Source organism: Megasphaera sp. SW808 (assembly GCF_012027795.1).
Lineage (GTDB): Bacteria > Bacillota > Negativicutes > Veillonellales > Megasphaeraceae > Megasphaera > Megasphaera stantonii.
In genome coordinates, this window is the sequence record NZ_SJOT01000025.1 from 1 (window position 1) to 18,920 (window position 18,920).

At 54.3% G+C, this 18,920-nt stretch carries 14 protein-coding genes; 1 reads left to right on the forward strand and 13 read right to left on the reverse strand.

The features are described 5' to 3' along the window. Window positions 1–131: 131 nt before the first annotated feature. The 11 genes from ligA to E0L13_RS09260 all read right to left on the reverse strand — a co-directional run bounded on the left by ligA (window position 132) and on the right by E0L13_RS09260 (window position 13,966). Entirely contained in the window at window positions 132–2,132 is a 2,001-nt protein-coding gene (gene ligA, locus E0L13_RS09210) for an NAD-dependent DNA ligase LigA (protein ID WP_168061963.1), read from the reverse strand. A gap of 27 nt (window positions 2,133–2,159) precedes the next feature. Then, a complete protein-coding gene (locus tag E0L13_RS09215; protein WP_168061965.1) occupies window positions 2,160–3,560 on the reverse strand; it encodes a threonine/serine exporter family protein in 1,401 nt (466 codons plus the stop codon). 21 nt (window positions 3,561–3,581) lie between these two features. Further along, window positions 3,582–5,783, reverse strand: a complete 2,202-nt coding sequence (gene pcrA / locus E0L13_RS09220; RefSeq protein ID WP_168061967.1) for a DNA helicase PcrA — start codon at window positions 5,781–5,783, stop codon at window positions 3,582–3,584. A 73-nt stretch (window positions 5,784–5,856) separates the two neighbouring features. Then, a complete protein-coding gene (locus tag E0L13_RS09225; protein WP_168061969.1) occupies window positions 5,857–7,128 on the reverse strand; it encodes a manganese-dependent inorganic pyrophosphatase in 1,272 nt (423 codons plus the stop codon). Window positions 7,129–7,268: 140 nt separating this feature from the next. Next, entirely contained in the window at window positions 7,269–7,610 is a 342-nt protein-coding gene (gene rplS / locus E0L13_RS09230) for a 50S ribosomal protein L19 (protein WP_087477012.1), read from the reverse strand. 145 nt (window positions 7,611–7,755) lie between these two features. Further along, complete coding sequence (locus E0L13_RS09235; RefSeq protein WP_168061971.1) at window positions 7,756–8,682, reverse strand: DMT family transporter; 927 nt, start codon at window positions 8,680–8,682, stop codon at window positions 7,756–7,758. Between the two features lie 112 nt (window positions 8,683–8,794). Next, a complete protein-coding gene (locus tag E0L13_RS09240) occupies window positions 8,795–9,358 on the reverse strand; it encodes a hypothetical protein (RefSeq protein WP_095628928.1) in 564 nt (187 codons plus the stop codon). Between the two features lie 155 nt (window positions 9,359–9,513). Continuing rightward, window positions 9,514–11,562 carry a glycine--tRNA ligase subunit beta gene (glyS, locus tag E0L13_RS09245; protein ID WP_168061973.1) on the reverse strand — a complete coding sequence of 683 codons (2,049 nt, stop codon included), beginning with the start codon at window positions 11,560–11,562 and terminating at the stop codon, window positions 9,514–9,516. After that, entirely contained in the window at window positions 11,563–12,441 is an 879-nt protein-coding gene (gene glyQ, locus E0L13_RS09250; protein WP_087477016.1) for a glycine--tRNA ligase subunit alpha, read from the reverse strand. A 312-nt stretch (window positions 12,442–12,753) separates the two neighbouring features. Continuing rightward, window positions 12,754–13,341, reverse strand: a complete 588-nt coding sequence (locus E0L13_RS09255) for a hypothetical protein (RefSeq protein WP_168061975.1) — start codon at window positions 13,339–13,341, stop codon at window positions 12,754–12,756. A gap of 196 nt (window positions 13,342–13,537) precedes the next feature. Further along, the gene (locus E0L13_RS09260; RefSeq protein WP_087477018.1) at window positions 13,538–13,966 is read right to left on the reverse strand and encodes an Rrf2 family transcriptional regulator; all 429 of its coding nucleotides are present in this window, start codon (window positions 13,964–13,966) and stop codon (window positions 13,538–13,540) included. A gap of 310 nt (window positions 13,967–14,276) precedes the next feature. Here E0L13_RS09260 and E0L13_RS09265 point away from each other — a divergent pair, with 310 nt between their 5' ends. Further along, window positions 14,277–15,887, forward strand: coding sequence for a peptide chain release factor 3 (locus tag E0L13_RS09265; protein ID WP_168061977.1), 1,611 nt, complete (start codon window positions 14,277–14,279; stop codon window positions 15,885–15,887). A gap of 71 nt (window positions 15,888–15,958) precedes the next feature. Here the strand turns inward: E0L13_RS09265 and E0L13_RS09270 are convergent, their stop codons facing one another. Further along, window positions 15,959–17,410: a TrkH family potassium uptake protein gene (locus tag E0L13_RS09270; RefSeq protein WP_168061979.1), complete on the reverse strand. Its 1,452-nt coding sequence runs from the start codon at window positions 17,408–17,410 to the stop codon at window positions 15,959–15,961. 46 nt (window positions 17,411–17,456) lie between these two features. After that, the gene (locus tag E0L13_RS09275; RefSeq protein WP_168061981.1) at window positions 17,457–18,908 is read right to left on the reverse strand and encodes a TrkH family potassium uptake protein; all 1,452 of its coding nucleotides are present in this window, start codon (window positions 18,906–18,908) and stop codon (window positions 17,457–17,459) included. Between the last annotated feature and the right edge of the window lie 12 nt (window positions 18,909–18,920).

Consider the following 18,920-nt stretch of genomic DNA (forward strand, 5'->3'; position numbering starts at 1 on the left):
TATGATTAATATACCATTAGTTATATTTTAGTCAATCACGATTTACTAAACCATAAACTACTTAACATTTCACAGCGCACAAAGAAAACAGCCCCCATACTATAGGAGCTGCGTTCTTTTACCGGTATATTCTATTCTCTGGACAGCCAGTCCTGGAATTCTTCTTCTGTGATAATATGAGTTCCTAATTGACGGGCTTTTTCGTATTTGCTGCCGGGATCGGCGCCGATGACGACGAGGGTCGTCTTTTTCGTAACCGACGAGGTACATTTGCCGCCGCGGGATTCTACGGCTTGTTCCGCTTCCTTCCGGGTCATGGTCTGGAGCTTGCCGGTCAGGACGACGATTTCTCCGTCGAAGGATGTGTTGATGAGCTGGCGTTTTTCCGCGGTCATGTCAACGCCGTACGACGCAAGCTTGCCTACGAGGCTGCGGTTCTTTTCATCACCAAAATAAGCGACGACGCTTTCGGCAATGCGCGGGCCGATTTCATCGATAGCCGTCAAGTCGTCTGCCGACGCGGCCATGAGGGCCTCGATAGAGCCGAAGCATTCGGCCAGAATACGGCCGGCTTTGGCGCCGACGAAGCGGATGCCTAGGGCGAAGAGGACGCGGGCCAAGCCGACGGATTTGCTGGCTTCAATGGCTTTAAGCAGGTTGTCTGCAGATTTTTCACCGAAGCCTTCGAGCTCGACGAGGTCTTCTTTTTTCAGCGTGTAGATGTCGGACACGTCGTGAATCAAGTGGTTCTGCAGCAGCTGCTGCACGATGGCGTCGCCCAAGCCGTCGATGTTCATGGCGTTGCGCGACACGAAGTGGGCGATTTTCTCACCGACGACAGCCGGGCAATCGGGATTGATGCAGCGCGTCGCCGCTTCCCCCTCCTTGCGCACGACGGGACCGCCGCAGCTCGGACAGGTGCTGGGCATGACGAATTCCCGTTCGGAGCCGTCCCGTTCCGATACGACGGCCCGTACGACTTCGGGAATGATTTCGCCGGCCTTCTGGATAATGACCGTATCGCCGATGCGGATGTCCTTTTCCTTAATATAGTCTTCGTTATGCAGCGTCGCCCTCTTGACCGTCGTGCCGGCTAAATGAACGGGCTTAAGATCTGCCGCCGGCGTCAGGACGCCCGTCCGGCCGAGGGAAACGGAAATTCCCAGCACCTTGGTCTTCGCCTGTTCCGGCGGGAATTTATAGGCGATGGCCCAGCGAGGAATCTTGACGGTGTTGCCCAGCCGCTCCTGCTGGGCAAAGGAGTTGACCTTGACGACCATGCCGTCCGTCGCGTAAGGCAAGGTATCGCGCTTTTCATCCCAGCTGTGAATATAGGCGATGACTTCTTCCATGGTTTTGCATTTGCAGTATTCCGGATTGACCTGGAAGCGGAAGGCCTTTAGGTCTGCAAGCAGCTCTTCCTGGCTGTGGATTTCCACGCCGACGTTGCCTCCCAGGGCATAGGCGAAGAACGCCAGCTTGCGCTGAGCCGTAATGCGCGGATCGAGCTGGCGCAGCGAGCCGGCCGCAGCGTTGCGGGGATTGGCAAAGGGCTCCAGCTCGTCGTCGCGGCGCTGGGCATTGAGCTGGGCGAAGGACTCGATGGGCATGTACACTTCGCCGCGGATTTCAATATGGGGCGAATCGTTGTCGATGCGCAGCGGAATCGTCCGGATGGTACGGACATTGTTCGTAATATCTTCGCCGACCCGTCCGTCGCCGCGGGTAACGCCGCGGACAAACTGGCCGTGCTCGTAAATGAGGTTGACTGCCAGCCCGTCGATTTTCAGCTCGACGACGTATTCCAGCGCTTCGCCGCCTAAGTCATTGCGGACGCGCTGGTCGAATTCCATGAGCTCGGCGTCGTTGAACACGTCGCCTAAGCTGAGCATGGGCTGGTCATGCGTGTATTTTTCAAAGCCGCCGGAAATCTTCGATCCGACGCGCTGTGTCGGCGAATCGGGCGTCACCCATTCGGGATGGGCCTTTTCAATCGTTTCCAATTCGCGGTACATCATGTCGTACTCGTAGTCCGTTACGGTCGGTTTGTCCAGTGTATAATACTGATAGCTCAGTTCATCAATTATGTAACGCAGCTCTAAGAGACGTGCTTTTTGCTTTACATCATCCATACGTGCCTCCTGTAAAAATATGCGCAGCTATTTCAAGTTGCTGGCCTGGTCTATATCCGTTTCGATTTCAAAGGCGCTGTCCTCGCCGGAACGGGCAACGGCCAGCAGATGGCAGAGACGCTGGTGCTTCGACCGCTCGATAAACTGGTGGGCGATCATGTCGGGAATCGTCGCGCCCAAGGCGATAGCCAGGATAATCATAAAGGCCTGAACGCCGCTTTGTATGGCCGTGAGCAGCCCCTGCGGATCCAGGGAGGGAATATAAAAAATGCCGATGAGCAGGCGGTACATGAGGACGCCTGGAATCATGGGAATGACGGCAGGGACGGTTACGACGGACCGGGGAGCGCGAAGGCGGCCGGCAAGCTTAAAGCCGACGACGCTGACAAGGGCCGCCCCCCAAAAGGAGGCCCAGGCCATAGGAACATCAAAGCCGATTGCCAGGATATTCCGCGTGCCGACGGCCATGACGGCGCCGATGCCGGCGACGGGCAGCAGGCGCGGCGGGATATTGAAGATGACGGAAAACCCCATGGCCGCCAGTGCTGCGGCGATGGCCTGAGAACCGTAGATGCTGTCAGGCACGATGTCGTACGTCGAATAGGCCGGAATCTGGCACAGGCTGATGGCCCCGACGATACCGAAGGTCATAGCCAGGACGACGAGCATCGTGTTCATGGCCCGGGTCATGCCTGATACGATGTAGTTGTTCATGAGGTCGTCAAAGGAGTTGATGAGCGGCACGCCCGGCACGAGAAACAGCATGCAGGCGATCATGGGAAACCATGGCGTTGCCGATCCCGGCAGTACCTGCGTCCAATAGGCCGCAGCCGTCGCGATGCACGCCGACGCGGCAATGCTGATGTAGGGGTTGACGCCGAAGCGGTTGCAGCCGTGGCGCACCCAGAAGCCGATGCAGGCAGCCAGCGCCGTATAGACAAAGGCAACCCAGTCGCAGCCGAATAATTTGCAGAACCCGCCGCAGGCAATGCCCGCTGCCAGCGACGTCGCCCACTGGGGATAATGGCGGCGCGTACTTTTTTCCTTCATGGCTTCCAAGTCGGCCTTGAAGGTTCCCGTTTCATATTTCTGTTCCAAGGCTCGCCAGGACAGCTGGCTGACGTCGGCAATCGTCGTCATGTTGATGCCGTGAATGCGGCATTTCCGAAACACTGTATAGGATTTCTTCTCGCTGTCGTAATTGGCCATAATCGTCGTATAGGTCATGTGGAAGTTCAAATGCTTCCAATGCAGCCCTAAATAGGCCGCCGCCCGCAGCATATCCCTGACGATGCTCTTCGAATCGCCGCCGCTCTCCATGAGCAGCTGGCCGATATCCAGCACCATTTCCATTTTATCCTTAATCGTAGCTTGTCTGGCCGAACAAATGTCGATAGACGACATGGCCGTTTCCAAGCCCTTGGTCATAGTCTGTCTCCTCGCTTCCTGCTAAGCCTTTTCCAGCGGTGCGTACTTGACGACGACCTGCCGGACGCCTTTCGTCGGAAATTGTATCTTCATCTGCATGTTCTGCCCTTCGCCGATGACCTCCAGGACGGTGCCTATGCCCCAAATCTTATGGCGAACCTTATCTCCGGCGGCAAAGGACGTGTCGACGGCATGCTTTTTCGGCAGCGTCGTCGCCACGGGCTTGGACAGAATCGATACGCGCTGCCGCCCCGGCACGGACGCCGGCTGCTGAGGCATAGCCGTCTTGCGGCGGAATTCTTCTATGAGCTCCGCTGGGATTTCGTTTAAGAAACGGCTCGGCAAATACGCCGATATGCGTCCGTACATCGTCCGCGTCGAAGCGTTGGTCACGTACAGCTGCCGCTCGGCCCGCGTAATGCCGACGTAGGCCAGGCGGCGTTCTTCTTCTATCTGAGACGAATCCATGAGGGTGCGGCTGTGTGGGAACAAGCCTTCGTCGAGGCCGACGAGGAAGACGACGGGAAATTCCAACCCTTTCGCGGCGTGCAGCGTCATAAGCGTCACCTTGGAATCGCTGCCCTCAAATTCGTCGACGTCGCTGACCAGGGCGATATTTTCCAGAAAATCCTGCAAATTCCCCTGAGGATTGGAGTCCATGTAATCCTTGGCAACGGAAAGGAACTCGCCAACATTTTCCCTGCGGCTTTCGCCCTGCACGTCGTGCTCGGCGTCTTTATCGAGCATAGCCCCGTAGCCGGACTGCTTGATAGTCTCTTCGATAAGGGTCTGTACGTCCCATTCGTCGACATGGTTGAGCAGCTCGAAGATCATGACGGAAAACTCTTCCAGCGACGTTCTGGCCCGTTTCGTAATGGCCGGAATATTGTCTGTCGACGACAAGGCTTCAAAGAGGGAAATACCATTCTGCTCGGCGTAGTCGGCCAAATGCTCTATCGTCGTCGCGCCGATGTTTCGCTTCGGCACGTTGATAACCCGCATGAGGCTCAAGCTGTCTTCAGGGTTGTACAGCAGGCGCAGGTAGGCGATGACGTCCTTGATTTCCTTGCGGTCGTAGAACTTCGTCCCGCCGACCATCGTATAAGGAATGGCGTAGCGCATGAGCTTTTCTTCCAGCACGCGGGACTGGGAGTTGGTACGGAATAAAATCGCCATGTCGCCGTAGGGCTCATTTCCGATTTCGTGGCGGTTGTAAATGACGCCGGCGACGTAATCGGCTTCGTCATGCTCCGTCTGGGCATGGTAATGGATGATTTTATTGCCTGCCGGATTTTCCGTCCACAGCACCTTTTTCGGCCGGCTTTCGTTGTTGTCGATGACGGCGTTGGCGGCGTTCAAAATGGTCTTCGTCGAGCGGTAGTTCTGTTCCAGCTTGATAGACGCCGCGTCGGGATAGTCCCGCGTAAAGTCGATGATATTGCGGATGTCTGCGCCGCGCCAGGCGTAAATGCTTTGGTCCGCGTCGCCGACGACGCAGATGTTGCGCCATTTCTGGGCCAGCAGCTTCGTCAGCGTGTACTGGGCGTGGTTCGTATCCTGGTATTCGTCGACGAGGATATACTGAAAGCGGTTCTGGTATTTTTCCCGCACGTCTTCGCATTCCTGCAGCAGGCGCACGGCCAGGCGCAGCAGGTCGTCGAAATCCATGGCGTTGTTTTCCTTCAGCTTCTTTTCATACAGCGTATATACCTCGGCGACTTTCTGGGCGTAGAAATCATCGGCCCGGCCGGTAAATTCATAGGCGTCCATCAGGGCGTTCTTCGCCGACGAAATCGTCCCCAGGACGGACCGGGGCGGAAACTGCTTGTCGTCCAGATTGACCTGCTTCAGGCAGTCCTTAATGAGCGTCATCTGGTCCGTCGTATCGTAAATCGTAAAATTGCGGGTATAGCCGAAGCGGCCGTCGATTTCAAAGCGCAGCAATTTAGCGCAGAACGAATGGAAGGTGCTGATCCACATGCTTTCCGCCCGCGGGCCGACCAGCTTTTCCACTCGTTCCCGCATTTCCTTAGCCGCCTTGTTGGTAAAGGTAATCGCCAGGATGGCATAGGGCGACACGCCCTTCTCCAGCAGGTAGGCAATGCGGCAGGTCAGTACCTTCGTCTTCCCCGACCCGGCGCCGGCCATGATGAGCAGCGGCCCTTCAGTCAGCTGCACCGCCTCGCGCTGCCGGTCGTTCAATGTATCTAAAATAGGATTCATACAAACTCCTTGCCATAATCAGTAAAAAAGCCTCACCGGGAAGATGAGGCTTTGGTTCATATACGGTAACCGCTTATTTCAAGGCTGCCAAAATCTGCGGGACGATCTGCTTCTTACGGCTCATAACGCCGGGCAGGTATACTTCCTTGTCGAGGACGTCCTTGGCAAAGGCCTTGCCTACGACGGCGTCCATGTTGCCGGCGAAAATGAGGTTCGTCGATTCGTCGATAATGCTCGTAATCATGAGGAACGAAGCGGCGTAGTTTTTAGCCGAACGCATTTTTTCCAACGCGTTGAGAAGGACCTGCTTCTGTTCGAGCAAATCCGTCGTGTCCATGACCTGTACCTGGGAAATCGTAAAGGTTACGCTGCCGTCGGAGAATTCCTTCATGTCGTTCTGGGCAATTTGATCCGGCGTCAAATCGGATACGTTGGCGCCGGCTTTCAGCATGTCCATGCCGTAAGCCTGCAGGTCTACGCCGGCAATGGCGGCCAGCTTTTCAGCCGTTTCCCGATCCTGCTGGGTGCAGGTCGGCGAGCGGAACAATACGGTGTCGGAAATAACCGCCGACAGGAGCAGGCCGGCGATTTCCTTCGGAATGGCGATGTTTGCCTGTTCGTACAGGGACGTTACGATCGTAGCCGTGCAGCCGACGGGCTGGAACAAAATGAAAATCGGGCCTTCCGTCGCCAAGGTGCCGCCGATGCGGTGATGGTCTACAACGCTGATGATTTCAGCTTCGTCGATGCCGTCGATGATCTGCTTCTTTTCGTTGTGGTCGACGAGCATGACTTTTCTCTTTTCTACGGCGGCTACGCAGTCTGCGCAGACCATGCCGACGTACTTGCCGTCGTCGACGACGACGTAGCGGCCTTCAGCCGGAACGTCATGGCCGTTGTCCGACGTGCTGAATATCGTAGCGGCGTCCTGCACCAGGCTCTTTACCGTGCCCAGTTCTTCGCCCAATACAGTCTTGACGAATTCGCCGGCTAAGCTGGACTTATACAATACGCCGACAAAATTGCCGTTTTCCGCAACAGGCGCTACGTCGCTGTCGTGATCGGCAAACCATTTCGCCGCGTCCTTCAGGCTGGCGCTGTACGGCAGAGCTTCGACGTCCTTGCGGACCGCTTCGCCGACCTTTACGTAAAAATCTTTGACCAGGGGCTGCGCTTCTACGTGGAAGTAATCCAGGGCGTAAGCCGTTTCTTTATTGATGTCACCGGCGCGGACAGCGACTGCGTCGACGCCTTTTAATTGCTGTAATTTTGCAAATGCAATGGAAGAACAAATCGAATCCGTATCCGGATTTTTATGTCCTGTAACAAAAATCTGTTTTGCCACAATACATCACCTCATTCATAATTATGACTTTCATTAGATTGGCACTCAATATATTATATCATATGCCGGACGCGGTATCTAGTAAAAAAACAAGGACTGGAATATATCCAATCCTTGTTTTATGTGTTCTTGCTTGGGAATTACCGACGTTCGCGAATACGGGCAGCTTTGCCTGTCAGACCGCGGAGGTAGTTCAGTTTTGCACGGCGAACGATACCGCGGCGAACGACTTCGATTTTAGCCAGACGCGGGGAATGTACCAGGAAAGTACGTTCTACGCCTACACCATAGGAAATACGGCGAACGGTGAAGGTTTCGCGGACACCGCCGTTCTGACGGCCGATGACGACGCCTTCAAAAATCTGGATACGTTCGCGGTTACCTTCGACAACCTTTACATGAACCTTGACGGTGTCGCCAGGGCGGAATGCAGGAATGTCGCTGCGAAGCTGTTCTTGTTCAAGTACGCTGATAATATTCATCTTTTTTTCCTCCTATAAGACATTCGTGTTCCCCGTTGCCGCCCAACACACGACAATCGTAAAACGAACAGAGGACTGCCTAAATTAACGAAAACAATTATAGCATGTTGCGCAGGCCATTTCAAGAAAAGCCTTCTATTTTCTATTATTCTGATTTTGCATGTACATGTTCTATTTTATCATGGGCTGCCCGGCCTAATTTCCCCTCCGACAAGGCCAGCCCCAGCAAGGTCAGGGCCGTGCCGGCGACGGTCATCGTCGTAACCGGTTCCTGGAGGACGACAGCCGACGTAGCCACCGTGACGACGGGCAGCAAATAAATGTAGACGCTGGTCTTCACAGCCCCCAGGATCGCCACAGCACTGCTCCAAGTAACGAAGCACAAGGCCGACGCCCCCAGCCCCAGAAACAGGAGGTTGAATATGACGATCCCGTCGGCAAAGCGGGCCGGCGCCCATTGAAAGTCAAAGAGATATAAGGCCGGAATCATCCACAGAATACCGTAAAAAAAGGTTCGCCGCGTCGTCAGGAGGACGGGATAGTCAAAGCGGCTGATCTTCTTAATTAAAACGGAATAACAGGCCCATACGACAGCCGCCAGCACGGCCAGCATGTCGCCCAGCGGGTTGAGCTCCATCGCCGAGCCGTTGAAGCTGATCAGGCAGATGCCGGCGATAGCCAGAAAAAATCCGATGAAAAACTGCGGCGTCAGGGGCTTCTCCGATTTGATGAATACGGCCGCCAGCATGGCCGTAAAAAAGGGCGATACGGAACAAATGACGCCGACGTTCGACGCCATCGTATAGGTCAGGGCGATGTTTTCCAACAAATAATACAAACAAATTCCCGTAAATCCCGCAGCGGCAAAGGTCGCCTCTTCCCGCCATCCCGACATGTGAAACCACCGGGGATAGCAGCACCACAGCACGGTATAGGCCATGACAAAGCGGAAGAATAAAATTTCTACAGGCTGAAAATCAGCCAGCAGGACCTTCGTCGATATGAAGGTAGTCCCCCAAATAAATACGGTCAGCAACGCCGCTATATGGCCTTTTGTCGCAGAATGTGCCACGTCCAGTCTCCTCTCTTCTTCCCTTGCAGGCGCGCAAAAAAGTGCAGGCGCACAAAAAAGGGCACGCCCTCTTCTGTTTCAGGCATGCCCGTTTACGCGCTTCCGCGCCCTGTTACATCTTTACGCCGTTCGGCACAAAGCTGCGCGTCATGTGGGAAATGATCTTGTCGTATTTATCTTTCTTTTCTGTCGGATATACGACGGAAAAGGCCGTGTAGGTCTGATTCTTTTCGTTTAAGAACAATTCATGATAATACGATTTCGCGCCGTCCGTCCAGGCGATGGCATAGCTGTTTTTCGTGCGCACGTTCATGGTCAGCTCAGGCGAGCCGTTGACGCCGATATCCATGTTGCATAATTCGTCGATGGAGAAATTCAGGGCATTTTTCGCCGCGTAAGTCATAAACAAGGCGTCGTCCTTCGGATCCTGGAAATAGCAGCCGTCGCCGCCTTCGTTCATATCGGCCTGGGTAGCCGATTTCGGGATATCGACGACGTAGCCGTACATGCTGTTGTAATATTGATAGTAGTCGCCGTCTTTGGCTTTATATACTAATACTTCCGCATAGCTGTCTCTATTTGAGCTCTTAATCGTCATGGTGTCGGCGGCAAACGACGTCGAACCGGCCACGCATGCGATACCCGCCAGTACTAAGGCGATTTTTTTCATATTCATAAGCAGTCACTCCTTTACGCCAAGCTTATTTTCATAAGGCAATAGCAGATGCGGGAATAGACCGCACCTGCTATGTATTATATCACATATAAATTTTAAAACACAAGGAAGGACGCTCGTCCATGCCTAATTGTAAAGAAGCTGTGACAATAGCCTTACGACAGCTTCTTGATGTCGCCGATGGGGCTGATGAGGCTGTACGTCAAGGTCAGCAGGTGGATGCGGTTTTCCTTTACGGCCGCATTTTCATGCATGACGAGGACGTTGTCGAGGAAATCGTTGATGGCGCCGATGCCTTCAGACAGGATATCGGCTGCGGCGGCGTAATCGTAAACGGCGTACGCCTGGGCCAATCCCGATTCCATAGCCTGGCAGGCGGCGTACAGAGCTTTTTCTTCGTCCGTTTCAAACAAGGCGGCGTCGACTGTCGTGTCTTCTGCATCCTTGATCATATTGCCTACGCGGGTAAAGGCCTGGAGCAGTTCCGTCTTGCCCATGAGGTCGGCGTCGATAAGGGCCTGGGCGCGGCGGGCTGCCTTGGCGGCGTTGAGCGTATCGTCGCTGAGAACGCAGTCGATGATATGGTAATCCATGCCCTTGTCCTGGAAGATGTTTTTCAGGCGCAGGACGAAGTAATCGTTGAGCTGGCCCATGACTTCCATCTGCTTGTCCTTATCCACCTGGAGAAGGTCGAGGACGAAGGCGAATACTTCATGGCAGTTCAGGTTCCAGCCGGCATCCATGAGGATGTTCAGGACGCCGATGGTCTGACGGCGCAGCGCGAAGGGGTCCTGGGAGCCCGTCGGGATGAAGCCTCGGCTGAACATACCTGTAATAGTGTCGAATTTATCGGCCAGGCCGAGAACCTTGCCCATATCGGTCTGCGGCAGTTCGTCACCAGCAAAACGCGGCTGGTACTGTTCCGTAAGAGCTTCGGCGACGTCCTCCCCTTCGCCGTCGATCATGGCGTATTCCTTGCCCATGACGCCCTGCAGTTCCGTAAATTCCATGACCATCTGCGTAGCCAGGTCGGCCTTGGCCAGCAGGGACGCCCGTTTCAAGGCTTCGTCGGACAAGCCGAGATCTAATTTCTGATTGAGGAACACCGTAATCTGTTCCAGGCGCAGGGCCTTATCGTACAGCGTGCCGAGACCGTCCTGGAAGACGATTTTCTTCAATTTTTCTACGTAATCAACGAGCTTATGCTTCTTGTCTTCTTCAAAGAAGAACTTGGCGTCGTCGAGACGGGCCCGGAGCACCCGTTCGTTGCCGTGCTGCACCGTTTCCAGATGGTAGTCGTCGCCGTTGCGGACTGTCAGGAACAGGTTCATGAGCTTGCCGTCCTTGTCGCGCATGGGGAAATACCGCTGATGATCCTTCATCGGCGTGATAATCGCCGCTTCGGGCAGCTTCAGGTAATCTTCGTCAAATTCGCCGCACAAGGCCGTCGGGTATTCGACGAGGAAAATGACTTCTTCCAGCAAATCGTCGTCCATGATGATCGTGCCGCCTTTTTCATCAGCCAGCTTCTGCAGTCCCGCTAAAATGAGTTCCTTTCGTTCTTCCGGGTCGACGATGATGAAATGTTCCTTCGCCGTGCGTTCATACGCCGCCATGGAAGGAATTTCGAAATCGCCTGTGCCGAGGAAGCGATGGCCGCGGCTTATCCTGCCGGATTTGACGCCGGCTAATTCAAAGGGAACGACGTCGTCGCCGAAGAGGGCCACAATCCAGCGGATCGGACGGACGAAATGGAAATCCAAAGAGCCCCAGTGCATGCTCTTGGGGAAGCCCAATCCCGTAATAATGTCTGTCAAAATGTCAGGCAAGAGACCTGCTGTTTCCGCACCGATGCTGGTAACATTGGCATAAACGTAGCCGTCTTCTACGACCAAGTCTTCTACGGCGATTTTCTGGCCGCGGGCAAAGCCCATAGCGGCCTTCGTCGGATTGCCGTCGCTGTCGTAAGCGATTTTGACAGAGGGTCCTTTGTTTTTAGACGAAATATCGGCCTGCTTTTCCGCAACGCCCTTTACGAGGAGGGCTACGCGGCGCGGCGTTCCGACGGCGCGGATATCTTCATAGGCGATGTTCGCTTTATTTAATTTGTCAGCAGCCAGCTGCTGTACCTGCGAGAGGACGTTCGGCATATAATGAGCCGGGATTTCTTCGGTGCCGATTTCAAGTAATACGTCTTTGCTCATTTAGTTTTCCTCCTTTTTCAACATGGGGAAGCCCAGTTTTTCCCGCTGTTCCAAATAGGCCTTAGCGCAGGCGCGGGCCATGTTGCGGACCCGGCCGATAAAGGCGGCCCGTTCGCTGACGCTGATGGCGCCGCGGGCGTCGAGCAGGTTAAACGTATGGGAACATTTCAGCACGTAGTCGTAGGCCGGAATGACGAAACCGGCCTTGATGACCCGCATGGCTTCTTTTTCATACTGGTCAAAAAGATGGAACAGCAAATCAGAGTCGCTCAGTTCAAAGGAATACGTCGACTGTTCCACTTCGTTCTGATGGAAAATATCGCCGTACGTTACGTCGTCATTCCACTTCAAATCGTAGACGTTTTCTACGCCCTGAATGTACATGGCCAGGCGTTCCATGCCGTATGTAATTTCCGACGAGACGGGAGCGACGTCGATGCCGCCTACCTGCTGGAAGTACGTAAACTGCGTGATTTCCATGCCGTCGAGCCAGACTTCCCAGCCGAGCCCCCAGGCGCCCAGCGTCGGCGATTCCCAGTTGTCTTCAACGAAGCGGATATCGTGTTCCTTCGGGTTGATACCCAAGGTTTCCAAGCTCTTTAAATACAGCTCCTGAATGTTATCCGGCGAAGGCTTGCAGATGACCTGGAACTGATGGTGCTGGTACAAGCGGTTCGGGTTGTCGCCGTAGCGGCCGTCGGCAGGACGGCGGGACGGTTCTACGTAGGCGACGTGCCACGGTTCGGGACCGAGCGTCCGCAGAAACGTAGCCGGATTCATGGTGCCTGCCCCTTTTTCTACATCATAGGGTTCATAAATGATGCAGCCTTGGGAGGACCAAAATTCTTTCAAAGCAGAAATCATATCCTGAAAATTCATTCGTTTTCCCTCCTAATAATACAAAAAGTCCCTGTAACATCGTGAAATGTTACAGGGACGAGTATCCATTACCCGCGGTTCCACCCTGGTTGGTCGAAAGACCCGCTTCATTTGCCGGCCATACGCATCACCTGGCGGTGACTTCCTGCCGCGGCCTTCGGAGCGCCTTCAGCACCAAACGATAAGCTCACACCGTCCTTATCTCGCTGGCATCGTGCTTACTTCCTCTCCTGCATCGCCGTACTTCATGCCAATTATCATAGCATAAAAGTACAAAAAGGGCAAGCAGAAATCCATGCCTGGCAGTCCCACTTACCGGCGGCGGTCCTCCTTGTCATCATCAATGGGCTTTACGTCGATGGTCATGCCCTTATGGCGGAATCGTTCTTCCCGCATGGCCGCTTCATAGCCGCGGCGGTAGGCGTCGTCATCGGAGGTATTCTTTTTGCCTCTAAACTTGCGCCACAAGTGAGAAATAAGGGATACGATAACCAGCAGCAGGATGATATTGAACATGACGCCGAGGATGTCGGCCATAAAGCCCATGTTCCCCCAGCCGAACAGGCCGCTCAGCATACTGCCTAAAAACATGCCGCCGGCCAAGAGGCCGATATTGCGCATGGCGCTGCCCCAGCCCGACGATTGGTTCGTCCGGGTCTGCGTATTCGTGCGGGCATTGGCCTGCTGCGCGTTTTGGCGGGCCTGCTGATTGGTCTGATTATTCGTCGCTCTGTTCGTCGTGTTGTTTCGGACGGTCCCCTTCGATCCCGACGGCAAGGCTTTGGGAGCCGACACGCGCACGCCGCCGCGGGCGGCAAAGACCGGCGTCGAAACGACAGGCGCGGCCGCGGCAATGACCAGTCCGGCCAAACATACGACAGCAATTTTCTTTAATTTCATAGTACACTCTCCATTTCAATGTCTAGGTATTACTAATATATTATACTGTATATATTATATTACACTAAAAACGCAAAAAAGAGCAAGGCGAAAACCTGCTCCTCCTATGTAAAATCCATATACGCCGCCGCGAAAGCCTCGTATTGGATTATATTAATCGAATTAAATCGGGGAAAATAAACCGACGATTGCCGGTTTATTTCAATTTCTGATTCTGACACGTACCGCTGACGAGGTCGTACAAATTGACGCCGGAAAAATACGCCGTCAGCTGTTCCTGCAGCTGCCCGAAAGACGTATGAAGGCCGCAGTCGCCGCCGTTGCGTTCGCGGTACGGGCACACAAACCCTTCGTCCAGACAGTTGCTGAGCATATTTTCCCTGTCCATGACCTGAATCAAATCCATCAACGTAATATCATGCAGATTCTTTACCAGCCGGCAGCCGCCCTGAGCTCCGCGGATAATTTCGATGTATCCGGCCCGTTCCATTTTCTTGGAAATTTTATATGCAAACTGCCGCGGTATGAGCTGTTCATCGCTGATTTCCCGGATGTTTTTCAGCCGCAGGTTAATTAAAGAACGTAAAATTCTTACAGCATAATCAGTTTCTCTTGTAATGATCACGTTGAATCCCCTTTTACTTTGATGTAATTCTTGTCTTACGGTTTACCTGTTTTAGTACAGCGCAGATTCGCCTTCTTCCCTTACAATCCACTCCAATAGTACTTTATATAGTTACTATTATACTAAATTCTTCATTATTTTTCATCATTTTTTTACAAAATAATTGCCCTTTTAGCGCCTGTTTCATATGCCTCCCCCTCCCGTATCAGCCGGCGGCCGCAAACGAAAGCCGCCTCTTGCACGGCCGATAAAAACCTTATATAATTATTACCAGTTGTATTTTAGGTTTATTGTATAAATGAGGTGGAATATGTCTTTAGTTGACGAAGTAAATAATCGCCGTACCTTTGCCATCATCTCCCATCCTGATGCTGGCAAGACGACGCTTACGGAAAAATTGTTGCTGTACGGAGGCGCAATCCATTTAGCCGGATCGGTCAAAGCGAGAAAGACGGCTAAGCACGCCGTGTCCGACTGGATGGAAATCGAAAAGCAGCGCGGCATTTCCGTCACCAGTTCGGTCCTGCAGTTTGACTACGAAGGCCATCACATCAACATACTCGACACGCCGGGCCATCAGGACTTCAGCGAAGACACGTACCGCACCCTTATGGCAGCCGACAGCGCCGTCATGCTCATCGACGTGGCTAAGGGCGTCGAAGCTCAGACGAAAAAGCTGTTCCGCGTTTGTAAAGACAGAGGCATTCCTATTTTTACCTTTGTCAATAAAATTGACCATTTCGGACGCAATCCCTTTGATCTGATGGACGAAATCGAAACTATTCTCGGCATCCATGCATACCCCATGAACTGGCCAATCGGCATCAACGGCAACTACGAAGGCATTTATGACCGGGAGTCGGCCTCCATCGAGCTGTTTGAAAAGGATACGTCTCACGGCCAGCGCAAGCTAGCTTCAACCAAAGGCGCCGCTGACGACCCTATTTTCAAAGAACTTCTGGATGAAGAAATTCATCAAGCTCTGATAGACGATATTGAGCTTCTCGACGCAGCCGGCGACAGCTTCGACATGGAAAAAGTAAAAAATGGCCAGCTGACGCCTATGTTCTTCGGCTCGGCCATGACCAATTTCGGCGTCAAGCCCTTCCTGGAAAAATTCCTGGAAATGGCGCCTAAGCCCCAGCCCCGCAAGTGCCTGGAAGGCGTAATCGACCCCGAATCGGAGCAGTTTACGTCCTTCGTCTTCAAGATCCAGGCCAACATGAATCCCCAGCACCACGACCGGGTCGTATTCATGCGCATCTGCTCGGGCAAATTTGAAAAAGGCATGTCCGTCACGCACCGCCAGTCAGGCAAGACGCTGCGTCTCATGCAGCCTCAGCAGTTCCTGGCGACGGAGAGGACGATTATCGACGACGCTTACCCCGGCGATATCATCGGCGTATTCGACAACGGCACTATGGGCGTCGGCGATACCCTCTATGCCGGAAAGCAAAAGGTCACCTTCAAGGATTTCCCGACCTTCCCGCCGGAGCTGTTCGCCCGCATCCGTGCTAAGGACTCGATGAAGCGCAAGCAATTCCTTAAGGGCATGACCCAGTTGGCTCAGGAAGGGGCCGTCCAGATTTATGAAAATCTCGGCTCCATGGAAAGCTACATCGTCGGCGCCGTCGGGAAGCTGCAATTTGAAGTGCTGGAATACCGACTCAAGCACGAATACGGCGTAGACTTGGAAATGAACATGCTGCCCTTTACGGTCGCCCGCTGGCTCCAGCTGAACGGCCACGAATACAGGGAACTGAAAAACGTCGACAGCGCCATGCTGGTCAAGGACCACAAGCAGCGATTGGTACTGCTCATCGCCAACGAATGGCAGACCAACTGGATTTGCGAGCGCAATCCGGACATTACGTTCTGCACGACGCCGGACGAGCTGGCCCTCGACGACGAAGAAGAATAATAATATATGCATAATAAAAAACACCTTCTCCTGCTGAACTCAGCACCGAGAAGGTGTTTATTTTTATATTGTTACCACATGCCCTTGGATTTCCAGAAGCTGCGCCGGCACATGACCAGCAAGGTCAGGATTTCCAAGCGCCCCAGCAGCATGGACAAGCACAGAATGCTTTTTGCAAAATCAGACAAATTGGCGTACGTGCACGTCGCGCCGGTAATCCCAAAGGCCGGGCCGATGCAGCCCATGGTGCTGACGCTGATGCCGACGGCGTCGAAAATATTCACGCCGTCCCACGTAAGCAGCAGCGCCCACAAGGCGATGAACGCCATGTACAAGAAGAAAAAGTGGCTCACGCGGACGACCGTATCGTCGCCGACGTAATGGCCGTTGATTTCTACGCGGCGTACCATGTTGGGATGAACCTTTTGAAAGGCCGTAATCCACAGAGCCTTGACCAAGATGACCACGCGGGACACCTTGAGGCCCGCCGCCGTCGAACCGGCGCAGCCGCCGCAGATCATGAGAAAGAGCAGCAGCAGCTTGGAAAAGGCCGGCCACGTATCATAATCTGCCGATACGAAGCCCGTCGTCGCAATGGACGCGACCTGGAATGAGGCGTAGCGGAAGGCCGTCATCCACTCGCCGCCGAAGGCATAGGCCAAATTCATCATGATGAGGAGCGTCACGACGCCTAAGATAAGCAAATAGGCCTTAAATTCCGTATTGCGCCGCAAGACACCGGGCCCCTTTTGATACACCTGATAGTACAGGCCGAAGTTTCCGCCGGCCAATATCATGAAAAAGGTAATCCACCCTTCTACAACAGAATCGTCGAAATGGGCCACGCTGGCATTAAAGGTTGAAAACCCGCCGGCCGAAATAGTCGACAAGGCGTGGTTCAGGGCATTGATAAAATCCATGCCGCACAGGAGGAAAATAACCAGGGCGATGAGGGTAAAGCCGGAATACATGCGGAATAAGACATTCGTCATATCGTGAAGGCGGGGCAGCACGCGCTCCCGCGTCGGCCCGGCCACCTCGGCGTTGTACATGGACATAGTCGACTGTCCCGCTTCAGGCAGCAGGGCGATAAAGATGACGACGATGCCCAGCCCGCCGAGCCAATGGGTCATGCTGCGCCAAAAGAGGATGCTGTTCGGCAGCACCTCCAGGTCTTCAATGACCGTCGCCCCCGTGCCGGTAAACCCGGAAATACTTTCAAAGAGCCCGTCGAGGATTCCCAAGTACCCGCCCAATACATAGGGCAGCATGCCCAGGCCCGTCGCCAGCAGCCAGCCCAGGCCGGTAATGGCAATGCCTTCGCGTATCGTCAGGGCCTTCGTCCGGACGTGTCCCCGGCGCTGGCACAGAAAGGACACGGCCACAGCCGCGCCGATCGTCAGGATAAAGGGCACGGCGCTCTCTTCGCCGCACCAGAAAGCGATGCCCAGCGGGATGAGCATAGTCAGTCCCTGGATAAATGAAATTTTTCCTAAAAACCGGCATACGACATGTAAATCCATAGGCATCCTTTCGTTGAAATTCTCTGCTGGCCGCACGGCGGCAAACCTACCAGACGCGGCGCTTCCAAAACGACGGCATCAACAGGGCCAGGACGGGAAAAATTTCCAGCCTTCCCATGAGCATGGACAGGCACACGACGGCCTTGCTGAACGAGGGCATATCCGCATAGGTGCACGTCGCTCCAAACAGGCCGAAGCTCGGCCCGCAGCTGCCCATCGTCGTGATAGCTACGCCCAGGGCGTCAAAAATGGGAATGCCGTCGAAGACCAGCAGCACGGTCCACAATATGTCCAGCATGACATATACGAAGAAAAACCGGGCTACGCCGTACAGTACGTCTTCGGAAAAGTCCTCCCCGTTGGAGCGGACATGCAGGACGAGGTGCGGGTGCATCTTCTGCCGTATGCGCAGGACGATCGTCTTGGCCAGCAGCATGAGGCGCGTCACCTTCAGCCCGCCGGCCGTCGAGCCGGCGCAGCCGCCGACAAAGATGAGAAATACCAATATAAACTGGGAAAAGGCCGGCCATTTATCAAAGTCATTGGAAATAAATCCCGTCGACGACGACAAGGACGCAGCCTGGAAAAAGGACTGGCGGAACGCTTCGCTCCACGCCCAGCCCTGAGCCGACGCCAAATTGGCCGCCATCAGCACCGTCGCCGCGGCGACGAGGCCGACATAGGTGCGAAATTCCGTATCGTGCAGGATGACCTTGGGTCCCCGCTTCCACGCAGCCACATACATGCCGAAGTTGGCGCTGGAAATCATCATGAAAAAGGCCAGCACCCCTTCGATCAGCGGGCTGTCGAAATAGGCCACGCTGGTGTTATACGGGGAAAAGCCGCCCGTCGCAATCGTCGAGCAGGCATGGTTCAGCGCTATGAGGAACGACATGCCGCAGGCCATACAGGCCAGCATAGCGGCTGTCGTAATCACGACGTATACACAAAACAGAGCTTTGGCCATTTCCTTTACACGCGGCACATTCCGGTCCGATGTCGGTCCCGTGCTTTCCGCATTGAACATGTGGACTGTACCTCGCCCCAATTGAGGAAATAAGGCAATAAAAATGACGATGATGCCGAGGCCGCCGAACCAATGGGTCAGGGACCGCCACAGCAAAATGCCCTGCGGCATGATTTCCAGATCGGGAATGACCGTGGCCCCCGTGCCGGACAAGCCGGAAATGCACTCGAATACGCCGTCCAGCACAGACAAATAGCCGCCGGCAGCATAGGGCACCATGCCCAAAAACATGACCATAATCCATCCTAAGGCCGTAATCGCAATGCCCTCGCGGTTCGTAACCTCCCCGGCAGGAGCCTTTCCGTACAGTGTCAGGCCCTTGCCCAAGGCCAGGCACACGCCGATGGCAACGGCAAAGGCGAATACGCTGTTTTCACTATACCACAGGGACACGGCCAGGGGAAGGACCATGCCGCAGCCGTAGGCCCAGGACAGCCGGCCTAATACATACCATACTATTTTCAAATCCATTTGACGCGATGC

What these genes read in the sequence shown, in the direction of transcription:
- ligA (WP_168061963.1), bottom strand. Translation starts at nt 2,132, where the DNA reads ATGGATGATGTAAAGCAAAAAGCACGTCTCTTAGAGCTGCGTTACATA.
- E0L13_RS09215 (WP_168061965.1), bottom strand. Translation starts at nt 3,560, where the DNA reads ATGACCAAGGGCTTGGAAACGGCCATGTCGTCTATCGACATTTGTTCG.
- pcrA (WP_168061967.1), bottom strand. Translation starts at nt 5,783, where the DNA reads ATGAATCCTATTTTAGATACATTGAACGACCGGCAGCGCGAGGCGGTG.
- rplS (WP_087477012.1), bottom strand. Translation starts at nt 7,610, where the DNA reads ATGAATATTATCAGCGTACTTGAACAAGAACAGCTTCGCAGCGACATT.
- E0L13_RS09240 (WP_095628928.1), bottom strand. Translation starts at nt 9,358, where the DNA reads ATGAATATGAAAAAAATCGCCTTAGTACTGGCGGGTATCGCATGCGTG.
- glyS (WP_168061973.1), bottom strand. Translation starts at nt 11,562, where the DNA reads ATGAGCAAAGACGTATTACTTGAAATCGGCACCGAAGAAATCCCGGCT.
- glyQ (WP_087477016.1), bottom strand. Translation starts at nt 12,441, where the DNA reads ATGAATTTTCAGGATATGATTTCTGCTTTGAAAGAATTTTGGTCCTCC.
- E0L13_RS09255 (WP_168061975.1), bottom strand. Translation starts at nt 13,341, where the DNA reads ATGAAATTAAAGAAAATTGCTGTCGTATGTTTGGCCGGACTGGTCATT.
- E0L13_RS09265 (WP_168061977.1), top strand. Translation starts at nt 14,277, where the DNA reads ATGTCTTTAGTTGACGAAGTAAATAATCGCCGTACCTTTGCCATCATC.
- E0L13_RS09270 (WP_168061979.1), bottom strand. Translation starts at nt 17,410, where the DNA reads ATGGATTTACATGTCGTATGCCGGTTTTTAGGAAAAATTTCATTTATC.
- E0L13_RS09275 (WP_168061981.1), bottom strand. Translation starts at nt 18,908, where the DNA reads ATGGATTTGAAAATAGTATGGTATGTATTAGGCCGGCTGTCCTGGGCC.